Source organism: Paenibacillus crassostreae, from assembly GCF_001857945.1.
Taxonomy (GTDB): Bacteria; Bacillota; Bacilli; order Paenibacillales; family Paenibacillaceae; genus Paenibacillus_AQ; species Paenibacillus_AQ crassostreae.
In genome coordinates this window covers 1-20,893 of the sequence record NZ_CP017772.1, presented here as the reverse complement: position 1 = coordinate 20,893, position 20,893 = coordinate 1, and the positions used below count along the sequence as shown (strand labels likewise).

Here is a 20,893-nt window from a genome sequence, read left to right as displayed (position 1 = left end):
TTAATGAGTCTACGTTAATCAACTCTAACAAGAAAACCAGAGCTACACCCGATAATGCACCCAAAAGTATAGCGCTCCACTTTGTCTTTTTCTTCATACGATCCAATCCTACTCTCACATCATGCTGTTCTATCTGGATTCATAACATTCTAAAGCTATACCGCTTCGCGGTTCCGCGTCGTTGAACGCTCTCATGAAGCTTTCTATTTCTCAGTATCGATCGCTACCACTACCGCCTCACAACTAACAGGAGGTCGTTTAAGAGTCCTCAATTGTTTGATACACTATTTATTTGATAGACAGACTAAACGCTTTAGAGGATCTCTTATGGCCGTCTAGTCGCGTGATTGTACTTAGCTTTGTATAGCGCTATGGATTCTTTATAACATATTTGGAATAGCGCTACTGGTTCGCGCACTTCGAGAGTCATTTCAACACCGTTTGGTGTCCCCAGTGCAATTTTAGCGGTTCGGTCAAAGTATCGTTTAGCGGCAATTTCGACGATCTCAGGATCGAGATGATCCGAGAATTGAGTGATTAACATGAGGAAAATCTCATCTATGTATTCCAATCCAACAGGGATTCCTTCGATATAAAAGTATTTAGGGATATATTTATTCAGAGATTCATATAGTTCATTTTGAATAGATTCAGAAGAGGAATCGAGTTCTTTGTGTGTGTTCATACAATCAATCTTATTTAATAATGGTTCTTTTAAATGATTATGATTGGGTGTCTGTGAGACACTACCCCCGTGTCTGTGAGACACTACCCCTCGTGTCTGTGAGACACTACCCTTATTATCCTTGAGCTTCTTTGGCATGATTAATGTGTATAAGTTGGACGTGTTTTTGATCTTACGATTCTTGCTTACGTCCAACCGGAGTTCCTTTGTAATCAATCCCTTTTGTACTAAACCCTCCACAGCACGGATGGCGCTGCTTCTACTCATCCGTCCCCGTTTCGCTATGGTCGGATAGGAAGGAAATGCTGTTGGATCTGTTGGATTTACATAGGATCTTAAAACCATGTACACCATTTGCTCATAGATAGATAAGTCGGGAACATCCATAATATCAACGGGAACAATAAATACCCTTAACTGGCCATCATCTTGTATGTATTCAATCCGTTCGTTTGACATGAAAAAAATCCCTCCGATTTTTATGAGGGACATGCTTGCCTATTTAAGTTACGTCATGCTAATATGGACGTAATCAAATAAGGACAGACTTGTCCCTTGTTATAGTAACGAAGAAGAGCGCCTAGCCGACCAAAGCATAGGGCGCTTTTTTCGTTGTTGGGCTTAATTATACGTTAATCTACCAATCTCGTAAATACGAGAAAATCCGACTACAACTAGGAAAAATCGAGTATACATGATGTATAACTAATGTATAATTTTCTAAAGAACCTTGATATATAAGGGGTTTTATGAAGAATTATTAACCTTCATAAATTTTGATCACGTCCCCACGCTCATGACCAACTTCTTTACTAACGATTAAAGCTGCCTGATCACGGGAAAACCCCCGATCGACTTCTTCTCGCATACGATCCTGCACATAACCATACCGAAGACCATGGAAGGTCAACTCGCGTGTGGAACCATCGCGCTTGTCCAACCGAGTCTCTGTACCTTCCACTGTCTTCACTTTATCACGGTGATACTCCACGAATTTTTGCATCTGGTTTACGACCTGGTGTGTTCTTTCGCCAGTCCGGATGAACAACCGGTTGCCACGATCGGTAACGACTAGACGACGTTCAAATATCGCTTTGCCTTCTGGACTGATCGGAACCTGACGGTGCTTACCATTTTTCGATTCGCCCTTAACTTGATATACACCGGTTCGGATCGCATATTCTGCCTGAGCTCTACTAATAGCTGCTGCCTCTGTCACTCGAAGACCCATCGTTCTAGCCAGTGTCATACAATCTGCAACGTTGCTGTTTCCCAGGTCTCTTGAGATTTCCTTCATGCGACTATATTCTTCATTTGTCCAGGAACGATCTCCATTTACTTGAGGTGTCTTGGCAAGCTTAATTCCATGCTGCAACTGCAGTTGCTTATTATCCGATAGTTGATATCGAGGTTTGTCTAACAAATCATGTAAATAACGAAGTGAAGAGAGCTTATTTTTTATTGTTTTTGGTGCCAACCCCTTTTGTTGTGCATCCTTAATGAATGCGGCCACATGCTTATCGTTCATATTCCGGATGTTTTGCAACTTGAATTTTTCACTACAAAAACGCGAAAACTGCTGGCAATCATCCTTATATCGATCGCGTGTTGCGAAACTATTCGCACGCGTATGTTTGAAAAACTTATCAACTTGAACTTCACAAGGAGATTTACCCATGAGGAGAACCCTCACATATTCTCTCTGTATACAACTCCAGGATTGAGATAAGATCGTCGCGAGTAATTTGGTCCTGCATGCTGGTACTTCCTCCCTTCAAATTTGAACTTGCGAAGCACGTAGATCATCTTTTCTTCCTAAAAAGAACAGACTCTTCCTACTAGCAAGTAGCCAGCGTCCTCATCGTTTCCTCGTTTATCTGGGAAACGAAAGTTTGCTGAAACCCTTGCTGTTCTTAGCACCTGAGATGTGTGCGCCGTCGCTTTCTCTCTGATATCTTTCCTTTCGAAAGGAAAGATATCAGAGAGAAAGCGACCTTCTAGGGCTCAATTCACTTTTTGTTATGAGTAATTAATTGAGCTTTCCCGCCAACGGGTGAATGCTTACGCATTCTGCTCGAGCGATCGTCGCTAGAAGCAACAGCCAAACTTGGCCAGGTCTTCGACCTCGATCATCCTTTGCCGATTTCTTTTTGTTTCTTAAAGAGAAAACGTTCGGACAATGCCGTATTCTCTTGCTCCACTTTTCCAACCAGCCAGCGATCGCAAGCGATCTTTGGGGTGGAGCCCCTGGTCATAACTTAACTCTTTCTACCGAATAGGAAATTTATATATAAAAAAAACACCTTTCAGTAAGGAGTATTGCTTAGCTCCACCGAAAGGTGTTTTGAATTTTTATAGTAGTCAATCCCAGAGAGAGTGACGATTAAAGTTATGTTAATGGTATCCTAAAGGATAATTAGACAGACTTATAGTATAAATTAATTAGTACCACAATTAGAATGACGAGCATGCCGCATGGCTCTCGCAGAAAAATAAGTAGAATGAAATAAGATATGCTTGCATTATATCACCTATCCTGTAAATTACACAATACAAGTGAAAATCTAGAGTAGATACTAGTAAATCTGATTGGAGTTGGAAATAGCATGCAGAAACTTGATTATCTTATGAATTACTTTTCGCAATGCATAGCTGATTTAGAGTTGAGATCGAAGCAGATCCGACAAACGAATTCCTTAAAGGAAAGCTACAGGGTATAAAGTATGCCCGTGTAATAACTAGTATGTATAACCTGCCAGAGGACTTTGGTCATCCTATCGATGTTGAGATTGATTGAGAGAAACATACACTCTACTCCCTATGAACTATAATAATGTTTACATTATCATAGTTGCGACAATAAAAAAATCAAGTTACGATGATTTATAATATATGGTACCTCATTAAACCTAGTGACCAAAATCGGATTAAAAAAGACCCTGAATTGTTCAGGGTCTTTTTCCTATGTATCCTTCTTTTCAGGAATAATTATGATTTCATCAACCGGAACTATTTTCATGCCATTATATACATTTTTTCTTTCTAAGAAGGTGACAGGAGTATATAGATCAGTGCTAGCTTCTTTCTTTATACCGAGGTGAATATATCGCCCGCTATAGCGGTTATAGAGCATAAACTCAGCGTCTATCATGCTTCTCGCAATATGAGGATTAAAAATAATAAAGGTCGGTGCATGAATCAATTGATACAAAAAAGGGAAATGTAAAATACGATGAATGGTGCTTTCGTAACCGCCAATATTAGCGCTTTTCAGAAGATCAAGAGTAATGTTCCCGTTCTTTAGTTCAGGAAATCCCCGTTTCCCTCTGTATCCAGAGCCAGTTTTTATTTTATGAATGCCAAGCAGATGAGGAAGGTCAATCGTCTTGAAGCGCAGTTGAATATCCCTACGCTTATCTCTGATCTTATAGTGGAATATCTGATGGCAAATATGTTCTTCATAAAAAAATGCAAGCAGTTGTAACGTCAGATCGTCTTCTGAAGGTAGTTCCTTTAAAGTTAATAGATCTTGTACGGATAAGGACATAATATTTCCCCTAAACAAAGAATCGACCCTGATAAACATCAAGGCCGATCCACGTAATTTTAAAATATAAAGGTGGCAGCGACAGAGATCATCTCCCTGTGGGATAGGAATGGAATTGTTTTTCACACTTTACGGTGCCCCCAAGTGGGTACGCACGAGCGCCTCGTCTGCGTAGTTGGATCAAAATTGTTTGATCATCAGAACAAATTTTTTGTTCATCCATAGTATAAACGAATTTCCGTATATAATTCAAGTAAATTATGGACTTTCCCTCTATTACGTAGGAATTCGGAGGAAACAAGAGAAAGCATTATTTGCACTTTATAACAGTTTTTAGAGGTAAGTCTAATGTTCCAAGCAACGCAATTCAACTGTCAGAGGTTAATATATTCAGGCTTGACTAGGCACTTGAATACTAACGTCTCTACTCCAGTTGCCATTAATTTTGGCCCCCATGATTTCTGCATGTCCCTACCGAAAGCCGCTTTCGCGAAACTCAAGGCATCTACGTTATGAATAATTCATGGGGTTAATTCAAACCAAACACTTCATGTCTATTAAAAATATCCTGGCACAACAGTATCTAAGAGGGATACGGTGTATGAGTGGAAGGTTTAAAAAGGTATCTGAAAATAGGAGTCCCGCAGGCAGAAAATTTTCTATGGGATCCGCCTTGTAAATGATTGGGAGTTTTAATTTAAAGAAAGAGACCGCTAAAGCTGTGGCTCCAGGACAATCTCCATTAGATAGTTAGTCAATTCCACCTGATGTACCCTTTAATAAATAACTCACTTACAGTCCATTCCTTCTCATCAGTAGAGCCTATTAAGCCTAAATAAATGCCCCCGAAGATAGATCGGGGGCATTTATTTTAGCGGTAACGATAATGGACACGGAAGAATGGGTCAACCTGCCAGTTCCAGACGATGATTTTGCGGAGGCCATAGTCACCTTCGATGATTTTTTGCACCTCACCTGTTACGGCCCCGGTCGCTGGGTCAAATTCATAACCTGCTGCTTCTATCACGTCGGCATTGAATGCTAGATTATTCGAGCTTGGTAAGTCGATGCGGACCGTGATTTGACTCTGGCCAGCAGGTCGGAATGACGGCATTGGTGCAAGCGTCGTCAATTCAAATCAGATGGAGTGCCTTCCATTGGATAGAGGGCTAGTTCATATTCGAATGTAAGTACTTGGTACCGGCTTTAAAGAGTACCGGTGACAGCATCGTTGTCGAGAGAAAGAGATGATGTAGTCGATTCAGTTCTTCAACGTTCCCATCCGCAACGGCTTGGCTATATTTTTGAAGCTCGTCCTGCAGGTCTGAATAGCGTTGGCCAACGAAGCTTACGATATTGCCATCCGGGAATAAAGCGCGGACGTCAATCGCACGGTTTGCAGGTGGAGCATAGAAGCTTTCGTCTTGGGCAAGTGGAGCATTTAACCCAATTTCATGTAGAACCTTAATGCGGTCATACTCGAGTCCGTATTTGGAGCTGGAAAGAACGGTGCAACCAACATGACTCCAATGGATATCGATCGGGTTAGTAACAGTTAGTGTAGGAATTGTAGTAGTCATTAATTAAATACCTCCAATAGATTAAAATATTGTTTGGCCGAGGTACATGCTATAATAGCATTAGTCGTAGTACTATATCGGCCCTTACAGGGTCAAACCAGGCGTGGCATTTCTCAGATGCTGTGCCTTTTTTGCATGGACAAGAGGGACGGAGAGCATTTAATCTAAAGATATGAACGTAATCACCTCCTTAAAGGATGCAGAAAGAACTGTGCAACTAATCGATGATATAGATGGGCATTTCGTGCGAGCAAGCTGCGAAATGCCACAAAATAGTGTCGTTGCCCATACCCGTTTCCGTGGATAATATTCTTAGTCAATTATTAACTAGTTAAGTGACTGAGCTTATGCATTTATCGATATCGATGAGTGGCAGGTTAGTAATCGTATTTTTTTTCCCCTGTTTTTCTCCTGCTTAAAGTCGCGATTCATGCCGATTAGGAAGGCGTAGTTTCCAACGAATCATATCCCCGATAATTGGATATATATCATTATGTTTCGCCCCAAACCTCATCCAGCCAGTCTCCGAGTCAAAGTTACCAACATCCCGATTTCCTGTTGCATTATCTGGCAAATATTCAGTCAAGCTATCCAGTCCATATCGCTTCAATTCATCCTCTGTCAGCTGATAATAACGCCACATTGGATTGTCGTGGCTAAAATCCATATCTGTTATCCCATCCAACAGCTTGTCCAACAAATTGATATCCGCTTGACGACCGAAGGCAAAATCGTACGTTAGTTTTGCGATTGCTTTCAGAAGAACAGATTGGGCAGAAACTGTAAGCCTCCTAGCCCCATTTCTCCGAATCCAGGAATTTGAGCTACTGATTGCCAATAGCGTCTGGCGATAGGTAGACGAGGCTGTACAATTGCCGGAGCCGCACTATTAATATTTGATTTATTCAAGATCAAATGGGCATTAACCGCCACAAGATCCTTTCTCGAGAAGGAACCATCGTCATCTTCCCAATCCAACTTGTCCCCCATAGATACGTTGATAAGTCCTCCATCAATGAGTTCATCTTTAATGAACGCGTTCACAGCATTTGAGCTATCAAATTCTAGAGCGAGACTCTTTTCAACCTTTTTCGCGAGGTTATTCAAATCATGGAATAACTGCCGCTCTTCAATGATATTTAAACCTAAGTGAATATCCATACTAACCGTACAATCACCACGCGTTAACTCATAACATTCGATCCATACAGCCAATTCGTCATGTGGAACAATACGTTCATCACGGTTATGCGGAAATAAAGATTGCTTCTTAGGGGATATTTTTGGTCAATTCTTATTTCCTCCAGGAATTCAATTACCATTTGAATCGCCTTACGCCGGTGTTGCCCATCAACAACCCACATAATATCTTTTTGTCCTAACCAAACGCGAATACCCATACCCTCTCGATCGGCTGTTTCTAGTTGTTGTGCTCGAAGGTTGCTTCCGTTACGACCAGCCGTTCTCAAATTAGCGACGATTGGTTGTAAAGCCAAGTATGGTTGTTTACCTACTAACTCTTGAAGTCTTTTACGCGCCTTCATGATAGGTCCATCATCCGAGGGATTTAATTCTACAGTTGCTGATTAATCCTTTGATGATATAACGAGCCAACTCCGCAGCGGTTTTGTTATTGGTTGTGCAACGGGGGTTCCATCCTCGCTGCGCTCATTAGCTACTTCAGACATGCGATAAAACTCATACATAGGCACTTTTGCCAGCAATGTGTTACGTCCGAGGTTGTTACATAAGAAAGCTTTGAGCTGTAATTCTGACGTGTCCCCTTTGCGTGTTATAAGATCACTTAAAGAGCTAATTCCTTCTTGTACATTCTGAACCATACTAGATTCCCCTCTCGGAAATATATTCCATATGCTCTATTATATATGAATCTATCAAAATGTAAATACCCTTGGATTAATATTTTTAAACCCAGGGATGTTTTTTATAACAATAAATCCACCCTGGGTAGTTTTATTGTTGAAAAATAAAAATAAATGTTACTTACCAAATGATGTAATTACATAACAGTTATGAATCTAAAAAGACATTATCTATATTAGTAGCTAATGTCTTTTTAGATTTTACTTAATAAGTTCGTTGAGTTTCCTCTTTAGTTCAATAAGCTCGTTAAATTGTTCAGCTGTCTTAATCTGTTTATTAGGAATAAGTTCAATTTCTCGTAAAGCATCTTTAAGGATACTCTTAGCTTCTTCTAAGCCATTGTTTGTTGTAGTAGCAGTTGCACGAAGTTGATAATATTTGTCGCTTTTCACTAAAACACCATCAGTTTTACTGTGAGATCGATGTATCAAGCCTGAGCATTGGTTGTCATTAATACCATTGAACTCTGTTGCAAGTACGTCTTTGATTTCCTGAAAAGTATACTGTTTTGCTGGGTCTAATTTTTGCTGAAGCACAATGTTTGCTGAACTTTGCGAAACGGAAATTCCCTTCATGTAAATCCCTCCATTAGTGGATTGGTTTTTTCTTATCCCCATCTTACATTAGACTTAATTCAAATTCAAGACTTAGTTCTAATGATTAGAAAAGTCTTGTTGGTGTCGTAACTTAAAAGTATTGACACTACTCAATCGACAGCGTAGGATAAAGACTGTCACTTTGGATGTTATTTTGCGCTTGCTTTAAGTGTTATTTTGCACTTCGACTTTAATAACCCAGCTACCTTCACATGAGAAGATTAGCTGGGTTTCTCAATTATTTACATCCACCATTTATTGAACGTTATGATCTATTCAAAAAAAAAAGTGACTGCTCATTGCTCCGCAATCGCGCCCGATTGCGGAAGACCACTGTTTGCAATTGAATTATTTATTCATAATAGCTTTGATTTCTTCTTCTGACATGGATGAATTTACCTTTACTGTGTCACCCTAGTAACGACGAAACCAGGAACCGTTGGAATGTCGTATTCATTACGGAAGGCCGTAATACCTTCCATATCGGATTTTTCCGCACTATTCACATAATAGATAGTCGTATTAGTTTCCACAGCAACTTTTTTAGTTTTTCAACGAATATTTGACAATAAGGACAAACAGCCTTTCCAATATAGATTAAGGCTTCGGCTCTCCTTTTACCAATGCCTGTGCTTTTTCGGAATCGATTTTTTCAAAACTAGCTACATTTCTTCATAAGTAGTCATCATCGCTCAATCTCCTTTTTCTAACGTTATTATGATCCAATTAGGTGTGAATACTCAAATAAAGTACGCTTACGTGCCTGAATGTTCAATCCTATTAAAAATTGATGTGAAACACAAAAATTAATCTCAATCAAAATATACTTGTACGCTACCAAAAAGAATCAATACACAAAAGCACTTACTTTGAAAAAGAGTAAGTGCTTTTGTGTATCTTTTCAATCTGGAGAATTCTTTAAAATATGTGAGATTGAAGCGGAACTTGAGTTTAAAAGGACTCTTAACGACAATAGTTTTTATAAACTAACGATTTTACAATTAATGAACAACCGCTAGTTTATAAAAACAGAAAGTTCATCTAACTAGTTTATTATTTCTTAATTACTACATTAAAATATAACTTTTATTCTTGCAATGTGCCATTCAGTTCAGCAGTTTTAGCAGCAAGTAAATCCATTAACTCAGGTGATAGGACATCATAGGTAGGTAATCCAATATTATTTAACTCTTTTCGGATATCAGCCATTTGGGAAGGAGCTGTACCTGTTTCGATTACAGACGAAACAAATGCTGCAAATTGTGGTGCGGACCACCCTTTATCCTCTGATAATTCTGTATGAACAAAATCTAAACCATAAAATGCATGATCTTTATTTTCTATACGACCAAATAAATGTGCTTTACATTCTTTAAAAAATGTCTTTGAATTGTAGCTGTTTCATCAACAATCTCTAACTTATCGCCGTTACTAATGACATGAACTTTGTCACGAGGTACTACAGCTACTAAAGAAAAATCGGCACCTTCTGGTTTCCAACACTTAGAACAACCACATGCATGGTTGTGCAATGTTTGGGCATCTACCTTGACCTCTACTCTATTTGATTCACAAAGACACTTTAATGTCCCTCCTGCAAAGTCTTTTACTTCTGGATAATCAGTAATCCCGTTATCTAATCTTGGATGCAATTTAGTGGTAGTCATATGCTTTCTCCTAGAATATATTCATTATTTTCATATGTTAAAATTGTACGGATCGATTCACCTTTATGAAGCAAATCAAATGCCTCGTTTATATCCATAAAGTCCAAATGATGGGTAATGAACGAATCTAAATCGATTTTACCATTCATGAAGTCTTCAATCATTCCTGGAAGTTCAGTTCTACCTTTAACTCCGCCAAAAGCTGATCCTTTCCATACTCGACCTGTAACTAATTGGAATGGACGGGTATGAATCTCTTTCCCTCCAGCTGCTACGCCGATAATAATACTTTCTCCCCAACCTTTATGACAACATTCAAGAGCAGATCTCATTACTTCGACATTTCCAATACACTCGAAGCTATAATCTACTCCTCCTTCAGTCATTTCAACGATGACTTCTTGGATTGGCTTATCAAACTTAGAAGGATTAATAAAATCAGTCGCGCCCATTTTTTTAGCCAATTCAGCTTTACCATCATTCATATCAATGGCAATGATTCGGCTTGCTTTTGCTTGAGCCAATCCTTGGATTACAGCTAATCCAATAGCTCCTAAACCAAATACAGCTGTCACAGCTCCTTCTTCAACTTTCGCGGTGTTATGAACAGCACCAATACCAGTAGTTACCCCACACCCGAATAGACAAACTTTATCAAGCGGTACGTTGTTGTCTTCAACTTTTACTAATGAGATTTCAGAAACCACTGTGTATTCGCTAAATGTACTTGTTCCCATGTAATGATAAATAGGCTCTCCATTATAAGAGAAACGAGTCGTTCCATCAGGCATTAGCCCTTTACCTTGTGTTTCCCGTATGGCACTACATAAGTTTGTTTTGCCAGAAAGACAGAACTTACATTTTCCACATTCAGGTGTGTAGAGTGGAATAACATGATCTCCTGGTTCTACTGAAGTAACTCCTTCACCTACAGCTACTACAACACCAGCACCTTCATGACCTAAACGGCAGGGAATACGCCTTCTGGATCATCCCCTGATAATGTATAAGCATCTGTATGACAAACTGAAGTGTACAGTATTTTTACTAAAACCTCTCCGGCTTTTGGATCCTCTACATCGATTTCTACAATCTGAAGCGGTTCTCCCGCTTTAAATGCAACGGGCTTTACTTTTCAAATGAAACCCTTCTTTCTTTTGTTTTTATAGCGTTACCATACCCATAATTACATATAAATAAACCGGTGACAATACTGACGTATTTGACACTATGACCACATTAATACGTAAAACATGGTGAAACACTATACTGTTTACATTTACATGATTACATATTGTAACTCAACCTACCATACTGACAAATATGTCATAATAGCCAAAAGCGTAATGAACAGGTACGCGAACAGAAAAAATTAATGCTTGTTTTTTCTCTCTTATTCCCATGCTTAGTACACTTAGATTTTATTCAATCTCTTTTTTGAGCGTCTTTTTCTAAAGAGTTGCTAAAAAATCTCCCCAATCACAGATTGAAGTTACAACTGGTTCTAGGAGACAACCGATTTCACTTAGTTGATACTCAACCTTAGGGTACAACGGGGTATACAGTTCTAATAATTATGTTATCATCTTCTAATTCCCTTAATTGTCTAATTAACATGTTGATTGACTTCGGGAAGTTTTTTTTGCATTTCACTTAACCTCAATGGAGACTCCTGTAACAAACACCATATAATCACTATTTTCCAACGTCCTCCTATAACTGATAAAGCCAAATCTTTGCCAGTAAAATAAGTTTTATCTTTATAATTAATTTCCAATTATATTCCTTATAAGTATTGATGTAACACGGTTTAAACCATCCAAATGATATTAGAATGTTCTTTTGGTTTTTCAGAAATTCTCGTATATAAGAATTCTAATCTTTGCCTTGTTTGATGCTCCATTTAAGTTTTCTATGGATGCAATCTCCGCATCATACCAATAGGGCTTCTTTTTACAAGTTGTCGTAAAGTTTTCTAACAAGGATTTTCCTTTCTTTCACTATTATATCATAGTGACAAATATGTCAGTATTGTATAATGGATTTTATTATGTAATTATGGGTATGGATATCAATAAGGCATTTGACTTCCTTCATAAAAGGTGAGTCAATCCGCACAATTTAAACATATGGAGAGTGAAATAATGAGTCTTAAACTAATTGAAAAACATTCCTCCTTTGATGGATTACAATATAAGTACAGCCATTACTCGGAAGTCTTACAATGTGATTTGACATTTAGTATCTACTTACCATCAAATAAAGAAAAGAAAGAAATCCCTCTTATCTGGTGGCTATCTGGTTTAACCTGTACAGATGATAATTTTAGCCAAAAAAGTGGTTTTCAAAGATTAGCTGAAAAATATCAAGTGGCAGTCATTATTCCAGACACTTCACCACGTGGAGAAAACGTTGCTGATGATGATGCATACGACCTTGGACAAGGTGCAGGTTTTTATTTAAATGCCACACAAAATCCATGGGCAAAGAATTATAAAATGTATACGTATATTACAGATGAATTATCAGGAATTGCGTCCACTTTAGTCCCTAATTTTTCGGGAAAAGAAAGTATGGGCCACTCAATGGGAGGCCATGGAGCATTAGTGATTGGGATGAAAAATGCTGCGAGATTCAAAGCGATTTCTGCTTTTTCTCCTATTTTAAATCCTAGTCAAGTCCCATGGGGAATAAAAGCATTCTCCTCTTATTTAGGTGAAGACAAAGCAAATTGGAAAGAATGGGATGCTTCAGAACTCATCAAAGAAACTGGCGTGCCACCCATTCTTATTTCACAAGGAACTGCAGATACTTTTTATCCAGAACAATTGGAAGAGACTACTTTCTTAGAAAATGCACGGAAAAATAACCAAACAGTAAATTACGAGAAAATGGAAGGTTATGATCATAGCTATTTCTTCATCTCTACGTTCTTGGAAGATCATTTCGCTTTCCATGTCAAACAATTAAGATGATGCTTTTTAATCAATAAGATTTAGAATGTTGAATATCCACATTTAATTGAAGTGTGGATATTTTTGATTGTTTTTTTAAAGGTAAAAGAATTAGGAGGTATAGATAATATGGATATTAAAAAAATGTTAGTCAATGACCGTGTCAAACCATACTTATTAAAAGCTCGTTATGGGATTGAAAAAGAAAGTAAACGAGTTGACTTATCCGGGAATTTAGCTAAAACGGATCATCCTAAAAGTATTTCGATGCGAGATGATCATCCGTATATTCAGCGGGACTTTTCAGAATTACAGATGGAAATAATCACACCTGTTACTGAGACATTAGGAACAGTTTAATTACTTAGCAGCTATCCATGACGTTGCATATCGTTCTATGGGTAATAATGAGATGCTTTGGCCATTAAGTATGCCGCCACAGTTACCAGAAAAAGAAGAAAATATTATGATTGCAAAATTGAAAAGTGTTGAAAATGTTCTATATCGTCAAACTTTATCCAATTCTTATGGTCGTCGTAAACAAATGATTTGTGGTGTTCATTTTAACTTTGAATTTGGGGATGAGTTAATTCAAGCGTTATTTAACACACAATCGGAGATTAAAGATTATCGCCATTTTAAAACAGAGATTTATTTAAAAGCCACAAGAAACTATTTACACTATCGATGGTTATTCACTTATTTTTATGGAGCTTCTCCTAGTAGTGAAAAGAATTTTTTTGAAGAAGATTCTTTGAATGAGGCAGTAAGAAGCATTCGAAACAGTAAATATGGTTATACTAATTCTGATGATGTTCAAGTGTCATATAGTAGCATACAGAACTATCTTTCAGACCTTTCTTCTATGGTTAAAGAGGGCTTCTATCAGAAGAAAAAGAATTTTATTCACCTGTCGTTTAAGAGGCGGACATCATGTTTCAGATCTAGCGATCACGGTATTAGATATATTGAATTGCGAAATATAGATTTAAATCCTTTTGAACCGTATGGAATTGGTTATGAACAAGCGGAATTTCTCCATCTTTTCTTAATTTATTTACTCTGGAAAGATGAAGGAGAAAATTGTGATGAGTGGGTAAAAATGGGCGACTTTTACAAATAGTGGCTCTTGAGCACCCATTAGAGCATACACAATTTGAAATAGAAGCTAAAAATATGATGATGAGATGGAACATTTAGCAGCAATTTTAATTTGACTATTTCAGATACGTTATTTGTTCATCTGAGAGAAATGCTAATGGACCCAAGCAAGACTTTAGCTGGAAGACTTTACAAAGAGAGTGAAAAAAGCAGTCAAGGTCAAGTGGCTACGAGTATTGCCAAAGAAAATTATAAAAAATTATGGGATAAGCCATATCAATTAACAGGATTTACTGACATGGAGTTGTCCACTCAGATTTTAATGTTTGATGCTATTCAGCAAGGAATCCAGGTAGAAGTTTTGGATCGGCAAGATCAATTTTTGAAGCTTAATTAAAAGATCATGTTGAGTATGTAAAAAATGGTAATATGACAAGTAAAGATAGTTATGTATCAACTTTAATTATGGAAAATAAAACAGTAACAAAGAAAATTCTTCAACAACATGGATTCCGTGTGCCGAAAGGTAAGGAATTAATGACATAGAAAAAGCTTTACGTTCCTATGATATATTTTCCACCAAACCTTTTGTTGTGAAGCCGAAAACAACGAACTACGGATTGGGCATATCAATCTTCAAAGAAGCGCAAATTACGAAGATTATCAAAAAGCCATCACACTCGCATTTAAAGAAGATTCTTCTGTATTAATCGAAGAGTTTCTTAATGGAACAGAATATCGATTTTTTGTGTTAATGATAAAGTATATGCTATTTTGTTACGAGTTCCTGCTAATGTTAAAGGTGACGGTAAACATACCATTGAAGAGTTAGTCATTGAAAAGAACCGTGATCCTTTAAGAGGAAGAGACCATAGGACCCCTTTAGAAATTATACAATTAGGTGAATTGGAGAATCTTATGCTTAAAGGTCAAGGATATCGAGCTGATTCGATTCCAAAAGTTGATGAGATCATCTATTTGCGTGAAAACTCTAATGTCAGCACAGGTGGAGACTCAATTGATGTGACCGATGAAATTTCTGACTATAAAAAAATAGCAGTGGATGCGGTATCAGCACTTGGGGCTAAAATTAGTGGGATTGATTTGATTATAGAAAATAAAGATGTTCCTGCAGCTAATAATAATGCTTATGGAATTATTGAAGCGAACTTTAATCCTTCAATGTATATGCATACCTCCATACAAAGGAAAGTCTCGACGTTTGACTATGCATATAATACATTATTTATTCCCCGAACTACTACAAAGTCAGGAATAAATGTTAGTCAAATTAGAGGTGCCATAAGCAAAATGCAAATTTACAACGTTAAGTTCGGTGTTTGAATGACAATAAAGTTATTTAAAGTTCAAATCCCAAACATGCATAACCCCGTTCTGGGTAGGAACGGGGTTAAAATAATATTGTTTAAATACTGTGTATAATACTTTTTGACACTTCATAGTTTACTTTGCCCTGGTTGCATGGACGCTGGTATTACCCCTAATTGACCCGATTGCTGAACAAAAAACCTTGTAAATTATTGGGGTTTATTTCAAATCCACATTTTAAACTTATCTTTCATTTTACATTTAGATTACTTAATTATCTTCTATGTTCCAAAACCCGTCCTTTTCTGAACACGCACCTTTTTACTCCCTGAGAGGTGTCTTTTACTGTTTTAAACGTAACATAACTCCGTTCATTAATCTATGTTCATTAACCATATAACTATCAACTTATGTTACAATGAAATCAAAGGTAAAATCAGAAAAGAGTGGTTTTGGTGTTAATTGGATATGCACGTGTATCAACAGGATTACAAAATTTAGATTTACAGTCAGACGCTTTAACGCAACATGGTTGCAAGAGAATTTTTCACGACAAAATAAGTGGAGCAAAAAAACAACGTCCCGGTTTGGAAGAGGCACTTAAGTATGCACGCAAAGGCGATACGATCGTCGTTTGGCGATTGGATCGACTAGGACGCAACATGCAAGATTTGATTCAAATTGTGAACGGCTTAAATGAACGTGGTATTGGCTTTCATAGTCTGCAAGAAAACCTAACAATGGACAAAAGCAATGCAACGGGGCAATTAATGTTTCACTTGTTCGCAGCGTTTGCGGAATTTGAACGTAATCTGATCGAAGAACGCTCGGCTGCGGGACGAGCAGCTGCCAAAGCTCGTGGGCGACTAGGTGGGCGCCCGGAGAAGTATGGACCAAAAGATATTGAAATGATGAAAGCTTTAATTGAAAGTGGGACACCGATTAAAGATGTTGCGGAAAAGTGGGTGTGTCTCGCACGACGATTTATCGCTATTTAGAAAAATAGTAAATCGGAAGGGTTGATGTCTATGCAAAACGAATATCCTCCATTAACAGCTTATTCAGAAGAACAACGACAAGCAGCGATGGTAAAGTATAAAATCATTGCGCCTTATCTTATCGACGAAAAAAATTAACTGTTATTACAGAGGAAACCGGAATTGCAAAAAGAACGCTACAATACTGGATTCAAGATTTAAACAATTTGGATTAAAAGGCCTAATTCGAAAAACAAGAAGTGATGCTGGCAAAATACATGTAGAATCGGAAGTAGCTGTGGCAATTGAGCAACTTATTTTGAAGTACAGAAGAAATTCGCTAACATCTATTCATCGAATGGTTTGTGAACAATGTCAGAAAAAGGGCTGGCAACAACCGAGTTATTATCAAGTGTATAAGGTATCGCAGTCCCTTTCGCAGGCTTGAAGAAGTTAGCGCATGATGGTGAAAAAGCATACGAAAATCAATATGATTTAATTCACCGACGAGAAGCAAGCTATCCCAATGAGATTTGGCAAGCTGATCACACTCCATTAGATATTATAGTTTTAAATGAAAAAGGAAAACCAGAAAGACCTTGGCTAACAATTATTTTAGATGACTATAGTCGTGCAATTGCTGGGTATTTCCTGACTTTTCAAAATCCCTCTGCAATACATACATCATTGGTCTTACATCAAGCGATATGGAGAAAAAGTAATCCCGATTGGCAAATATGTGGTATACCTGAAATTTTTTATACAGACCATGGAAGTGACTTTACGTCCAACCATTTGGAGCAAGTAGCAATTGATTTGAAAATTAATCTAGTCTTTTCTGCAATTGTGTTCCAAGAGGACGAGGGAAAATTGAAAGATTTTTTTAACCGTCAATCAATTTTTGCAATTTACCTGGGTACTTGGGAAATCAAACTACTAGTTCACTTCTTACCCTAAAGGAACTGGATGAAAAATTATTTAATTTCCTTATATATAATTATCATCATAGGCTTCATGGTACAACAAAAAAAGAACCGATACAGTCGTGGAATAATTCTGGATTCCTTCCCAATATGCCAGAAAGTCTGGAAAGTCTTGATTTATTATTGCTAAATGTAGCAAAACCAAGGAAAGTTCATTCTGACGGGATTCATTTCCAAGGACTTAGATATATAGACACAAATCTAGCTGCATACGTTGGTGAAACAGTCATTATTCGTTATGATCCGAGAGACATTGCGGAGATTCGAGTGTTTTATCAAGATAAATATTTATGTACGGCTATTTCCCCCGAGATTTCTGATTATACAGTAGACTTAAAGGAGATTGTTTCAGCACGAAATAAAGTACGGAGAAATCTAAAGAAACAACTTGATTCTGGAAAAACGGTTGCGGAAGAAATTGCCCTATCAAAGCAACACGAGCTAGGGAATAAAACAAATGAATCTAATTCTAAAAAGTCGAAACTAAAGAGGTATTTCAATGAATAAAGGGCAAAAGTTTATTGAAACAAAAGAATTTAAGAGATTTGCCGAGTTCTGTGATGCATGTATTAGATACAATATATAGGTATTTGTTATGGATTACCGGGTGTAGGAAAAACATTGTCCTCAAGGTACTATTCGAATTGGGATTCCATCGAAAAAACAAATAGCTTATAAAACAGCAAACAATATTGGCCTAGATGCAGATGAAAAGATACTTGAAGCTAGAACAATTTTTTATACAGCTCCGGCAGTACGAGCGACTAAAATGACTGAACAGATCAATCTTATTGGTTCCAGAATGAATATGGTAAGAACTATGTATAAAGTACTTACTAAAGGAGAAGAAGAAAATTACACCACTGACGCTTATGAAATATCGACTTGATTATTGTTGATGAAATTGATCGCCTAAAAGTGCAAAATTTAGAACAACTTAGGGATATTTACGATCGAAATGACATTGCAATGATATTAATTGGAATGCCTGGCATTGAAAAACATTAGCACGATACCCTCAACTCTACTCCAGAATTGGATTTGCTCATGAATTTGATAAACTAAGTAAAGATGAAACCCATCATATTCTAGAGTATAAATGGGAAGAGTTAGGACTTTCTATAAAGCTTGAGGACTTTTCCGATTATGAAGCAATAACCAGCATAATAAAGATTACTGGAGGGAACTTCAGGCTCATACAGAGACTGTTCACTCAAATTGAAAGAATACTTGAAATTAACCAGCTCGAGACGATAACAACAGAAGTTGTTGAAGCCGCACGAGATAGCTTAGTAATCGGAATCAAGTAAGTATAAAAGGCTATCTCTCGATTGTTCAGCAGTCGGGCCATTTTGTTGCATAAAGTAGAAATTTAAATAAAAAGATGGAGGAAAAAATGATCTTTACATCAGAAGAAAAACAATTCGCAGTCGCATTGAAATCCATTGCACGAAATTTAGAGATAAAAGAATACATTCAGCAATCTCTGAACTTTATCCGTTGTTTCAAAGGTCAGCTAAGCGATTTGTAACAGGTGAATCAAAAGAAGACGGTGTAGCATCGGTAATCAGCTTATAAATAAGGGTATCGTATTTCTCTTGAATTTATCGGAGAAAACACGGTCAGCAGGGAAAAGTGTATTCAAGCAAAAAATGAATTTTTGAAACTAATACAAGAATGCGGGGAACGGGGGCTAAATACTCGTATCTCTTTTGATCTATCTCATATTGGTTTAGCAGTCGATTCTGAATTAGCTTTTCAAAACTTATTAGAGATGGCAAAAGAGGCACACGATAATGGCTTATCGCTCATGATTAGTGCCGAGGAATCAAATAAAACAGAGCAAGTCTTGTCAGTTTACAAAAGAGCCGTTGCTCGATATACAAACATAGGGTTACTCTTCAGGCTCAATTGTATCGGTCGCTTGATGATCTTAGGGAATTACTTAACTACTCCAGTGCGATTCGTCTTGTAAAGGGAGCCTTTCAAGAACCGTCAGATATTTGTATCCCTCGTTCCGAAAAGTTGGATGAACGGTATATTGAATTAGTGGATTTATGCGTGGAGGCGGAACATACGGTTTCAATTGCTTCGCATGATGAAGCAATATATAAGCAGTTATCGAACATGGTTATTTAAAAAATCCATATGTAGAAGCAGAGATTGTATGGCATTCGCCCGGATTTTGCAAACAACTTAAAGTTGACGGACTCCCTGTTCGTGTTTATTTGACATATGGTAGTGAGTGGTATTATATCTCACTCATAGGATTGCTGAATATCCACCAAATATTTATGTTGCTATTACAGACATGATTCAGGGGTCCGAAGACACCTCGGTACTTTATTAAACAAACTGGGCGCGATTGGCACAAGAAATTAAAGGGGTGGCGATTGCCATCTCTTTTTTATTTGGGCCTGTGCAAAATAACACTTAAAATAGGTGCAAATTAACTCCTAAAGTGACACGTGATCCTTCCGCTGCTGCTCGATCTGAGCGTACAGCTTCCGGATCTCCTCGGTCGCCTGTTCGACTATAGACATAACGAAAAAGCCACTCCGGGATGCTTTCTCCGTTGCGGCTCTCTTTGTGAGGTTCTTCCTCTACAGCCGTATATTTCCTTAAATCCCAGTTCTAGTCCACTTAATCTTCAAAAACGGCGCTGGCTTTCGCTTTCCCAAACTTAGCCTTAAGAGTAACTTTCTTGCTTTTTAGGATACGAGTAGCTACCGCACCCGTCACTACTATGACCGCACCCGTAACGCGCGACCTACTTGTTTGACCGCTTTTTGACCAGCTTCCGATGTTACACACATCCTTTACAACTTTTAATCCTTCGACTGGTAGCATCATGATCCTCCTCCGAATATGAAACATTCAATTACCTTTGCTGAACCATCTCAATAATCCGCGCGGCTGCTTTCCGTATGTATCGACGCGAGAGAGGATCTCCCCCAGCTGAGCGCTTGTCTGCTCCTGACCCTTTCGGATCTCGTCTCCGAGGCTGTTCTGTACGTCAGAGATCCGTCCGGAGAGCTGTTCAGTCCCGGTAGCTGCTTCCCGGCGAGCTTCGTCAAGCTCTCGTCTTAGTCCGTCGTTCTGTTCTGCCAGCATGACAACCGCCCTTTTTAGCTGATCGATCTCTCCAGCAAGTTGCATGAGGTACGGTTTTCCATCGTCGTCATTTGTCATCGGAACGATGATCTCGCGCACCACACCGCGCAGCTGCTCGCGTATAGAATCCGGATGCTCGTTCGCGTCTTCATTTTCGATATGAATCCGAATAACTCGACCGCTTCCTCCGTGTAGCGCATTGTCCGCCCTGATCCAACTGTCGGCAGAAACTCTTTTGAACTGACGCGCCCAATCCGCGAGCGTCGTTCTCGGCCTTCCGATTCGCTCGGATACATCTACAAGTGAATATGTCCGTTTGAAATCCATCCGTCGTTATCCCTCCATCTCACTGACACGTCACATCGTTATCTATCCGTCATTCGACGCAAAGACACGCCATTCCTGCTTCTGAACGCCTTTCAGATCGATTTAGTTTAGTAGAGTAAGGGGATAACTCATCCCATCAATCTAAACGC

19 protein-coding genes and 7 pseudogenes are annotated in these 20,893 nt (G+C 38.2%); 11 read left to right on the top strand and 15 right to left on the bottom strand.

What is annotated here, in order from left to right; all coding sequences use genetic code 11:
- Positions 1-325: 325 nt before the first annotated feature.
- From LPB68_RS21630 to LPB68_RS22495, 13 genes and pseudogenes are all read right to left on the bottom strand, one after another.
- A complete protein-coding gene (locus tag LPB68_RS21630) occupies positions 326-1,144 on the bottom strand; it encodes a helix-turn-helix domain-containing protein (protein ID WP_068658774.1) in 819 nt (272 codons plus the stop codon).
- 301 nt (positions 1,145-1,445) lie between these two features.
- Positions 1,446-2,363: a tyrosine-type recombinase/integrase gene (locus tag LPB68_RS21625; RefSeq protein WP_068658776.1), complete on the bottom strand. Its 918-nt coding sequence runs from the start codon at positions 2,361-2,363 to the stop codon at positions 1,446-1,448.
- 1,284 nt (positions 2,364-3,647) lie between these two features.
- A complete protein-coding gene (locus tag LPB68_RS21620) occupies positions 3,648-4,358 on the bottom strand; it encodes a PBECR4 domain-containing protein (RefSeq protein ID WP_157756202.1) in 711 nt (236 codons plus the stop codon).
- A 745-nt stretch (positions 4,359-5,103) separates the two neighbouring features.
- Entirely contained in the window at positions 5,104-5,346 is a 243-nt protein-coding gene (locus LPB68_RS21615; protein ID WP_162274321.1) for a hypothetical protein, read from the bottom strand.
- Positions 5,347-5,401: 55 nt separating this feature from the next.
- Positions 5,402-5,812 (bottom strand): hypothetical protein, encoded by a 411-nt coding sequence (locus LPB68_RS21610; protein WP_071193230.1) that lies wholly within the window; start codon positions 5,810-5,812, stop codon positions 5,402-5,404.
- Between the two features lie 415 nt (positions 5,813-6,227).
- On the bottom strand, positions 6,228-6,512 hold the full coding sequence (locus tag LPB68_RS23645) for a hypothetical protein (RefSeq protein WP_071193229.1): 285 nt from the start codon (positions 6,510-6,512) through the stop codon (positions 6,228-6,230).
- Between the two features lie 56 nt (positions 6,513-6,568).
- Entirely contained in the window at positions 6,569-6,973 is a 405-nt protein-coding gene (locus LPB68_RS23640) for a DNA sulfur modification protein DndB (RefSeq protein WP_071193228.1), read from the bottom strand.
- Between the two features lie 23 nt (positions 6,974-6,996).
- Positions 6,997-7,356, bottom strand: coding sequence for a DNA sulfur modification protein DndB (locus LPB68_RS23635; RefSeq protein ID WP_071193227.1), 360 nt, complete (start codon positions 7,354-7,356; stop codon positions 6,997-6,999).
- A gap of 42 nt (positions 7,357-7,398) precedes the next feature.
- Complete coding sequence (locus LPB68_RS21590; protein ID WP_071193226.1) at positions 7,399-7,653, bottom strand: hypothetical protein; 255 nt, start codon at positions 7,651-7,653, stop codon at positions 7,399-7,401.
- A 243-nt stretch (positions 7,654-7,896) separates the two neighbouring features.
- Positions 7,897-8,271, bottom strand: coding sequence for a hypothetical protein (locus LPB68_RS21585; RefSeq protein WP_068658755.1), 375 nt, complete (start codon positions 8,269-8,271; stop codon positions 7,897-7,899).
- A gap of 1,107 nt (positions 8,272-9,378) precedes the next feature.
- Positions 9,379-9,959, bottom strand: a pseudogene (gfa, locus tag LPB68_RS21580) (S-(hydroxymethyl)glutathione synthase).
- A pseudogene (locus tag LPB68_RS21575) lies at positions 9,956-11,052 on the bottom strand (S-(hydroxymethyl)glutathione dehydrogenase/class III alcohol dehydrogenase). The pseudogenes gfa and LPB68_RS21575 overlap by 4 nt, the downstream one beginning before the upstream one ends.
- Positions 11,053-11,384: 332 nt before the next feature.
- Positions 11,385-11,736, bottom strand: a pseudogene (locus LPB68_RS22495) (winged helix-turn-helix transcriptional regulator).
- Between the two features lie 367 nt (positions 11,737-12,103).
- Here LPB68_RS22495 and fghA point away from each other — a divergent pair.
- The 11 genes and pseudogenes from fghA (at position 12,104) to LPB68_RS23775 (ending at position 19,278) form a co-directional block, all read left to right on the top strand.
- Complete coding sequence (gene fghA, locus LPB68_RS21570) at positions 12,104-12,934, top strand: S-formylglutathione hydrolase (RefSeq protein WP_071193225.1); 831 nt, start codon at positions 12,104-12,106, stop codon at positions 12,932-12,934.
- A 108-nt stretch (positions 12,935-13,042) separates the two neighbouring features.
- Positions 13,043-13,273: a hypothetical protein gene (locus tag LPB68_RS23630; protein ID WP_250637633.1), complete on the top strand. Its 231-nt coding sequence runs from the start codon at positions 13,043-13,045 to the stop codon at positions 13,271-13,273.
- Between the two features lie 37 nt (positions 13,274-13,310).
- On the top strand, positions 13,311-14,036 hold the full coding sequence (locus tag LPB68_RS23625) for a hypothetical protein (protein ID WP_250637632.1): 726 nt from the start codon (positions 13,311-13,313) through the stop codon (positions 14,034-14,036).
- Between the two features lie 135 nt (positions 14,037-14,171).
- Complete coding sequence (locus tag LPB68_RS23550; RefSeq protein ID WP_237087925.1) at positions 14,172-14,411, top strand: hypothetical protein; 240 nt, start codon at positions 14,172-14,174, stop codon at positions 14,409-14,411.
- 23 nt (positions 14,412-14,434) lie between these two features.
- Positions 14,435-14,560: pseudogene (locus tag LPB68_RS23925) on the top strand (hypothetical protein); the annotation flags it as partial.
- A gap of 228 nt (positions 14,561-14,788) precedes the next feature.
- Positions 14,789-15,358, top strand: coding sequence for a hypothetical protein (locus LPB68_RS23545; protein ID WP_237087924.1), 570 nt, complete (start codon positions 14,789-14,791; stop codon positions 15,356-15,358).
- A 440-nt stretch (positions 15,359-15,798) separates the two neighbouring features.
- A pseudogene (locus tag LPB68_RS21560) lies at positions 15,799-16,349 on the top strand (recombinase family protein).
- Positions 16,350-16,371: 22 nt separating this feature from the next.
- Positions 16,372-17,810, top strand: a pseudogene (locus tag LPB68_RS21555) (transposase).
- Positions 17,803-18,613: pseudogene (locus LPB68_RS22490) on the top strand (AAA family ATPase). Before LPB68_RS21555 ends, LPB68_RS22490 begins: the two co-directional pseudogenes overlap by 8 nt.
- Before the next feature lie 86 nt (positions 18,614-18,699).
- Positions 18,700-18,834, top strand: a complete 135-nt coding sequence (locus LPB68_RS23780) for a hypothetical protein (protein WP_335582310.1) — start codon at positions 18,700-18,702, stop codon at positions 18,832-18,834.
- Positions 18,835-18,963: 129 nt separating this feature from the next.
- Complete coding sequence (locus tag LPB68_RS23775; protein ID WP_335582309.1) at positions 18,964-19,278, top strand: hypothetical protein; 315 nt, start codon at positions 18,964-18,966, stop codon at positions 19,276-19,278.
- A 668-nt stretch (positions 19,279-19,946) separates the two neighbouring features.
- On the opposite strand, the gene LPB68_RS21540 is transcribed toward LPB68_RS23775, so the two are convergent.
- Complete coding sequence (locus LPB68_RS21540; protein ID WP_157891924.1) at positions 19,947-20,156, bottom strand: hypothetical protein; 210 nt, start codon at positions 20,154-20,156, stop codon at positions 19,947-19,949.
- A gap of 24 nt (positions 20,157-20,180) precedes the next feature.
- Complete coding sequence (locus LPB68_RS21535) at positions 20,181-20,744, bottom strand: hypothetical protein (RefSeq protein WP_071193223.1); 564 nt, start codon at positions 20,742-20,744, stop codon at positions 20,181-20,183.
- Positions 20,745-20,893 lie beyond the last annotated feature (149 nt).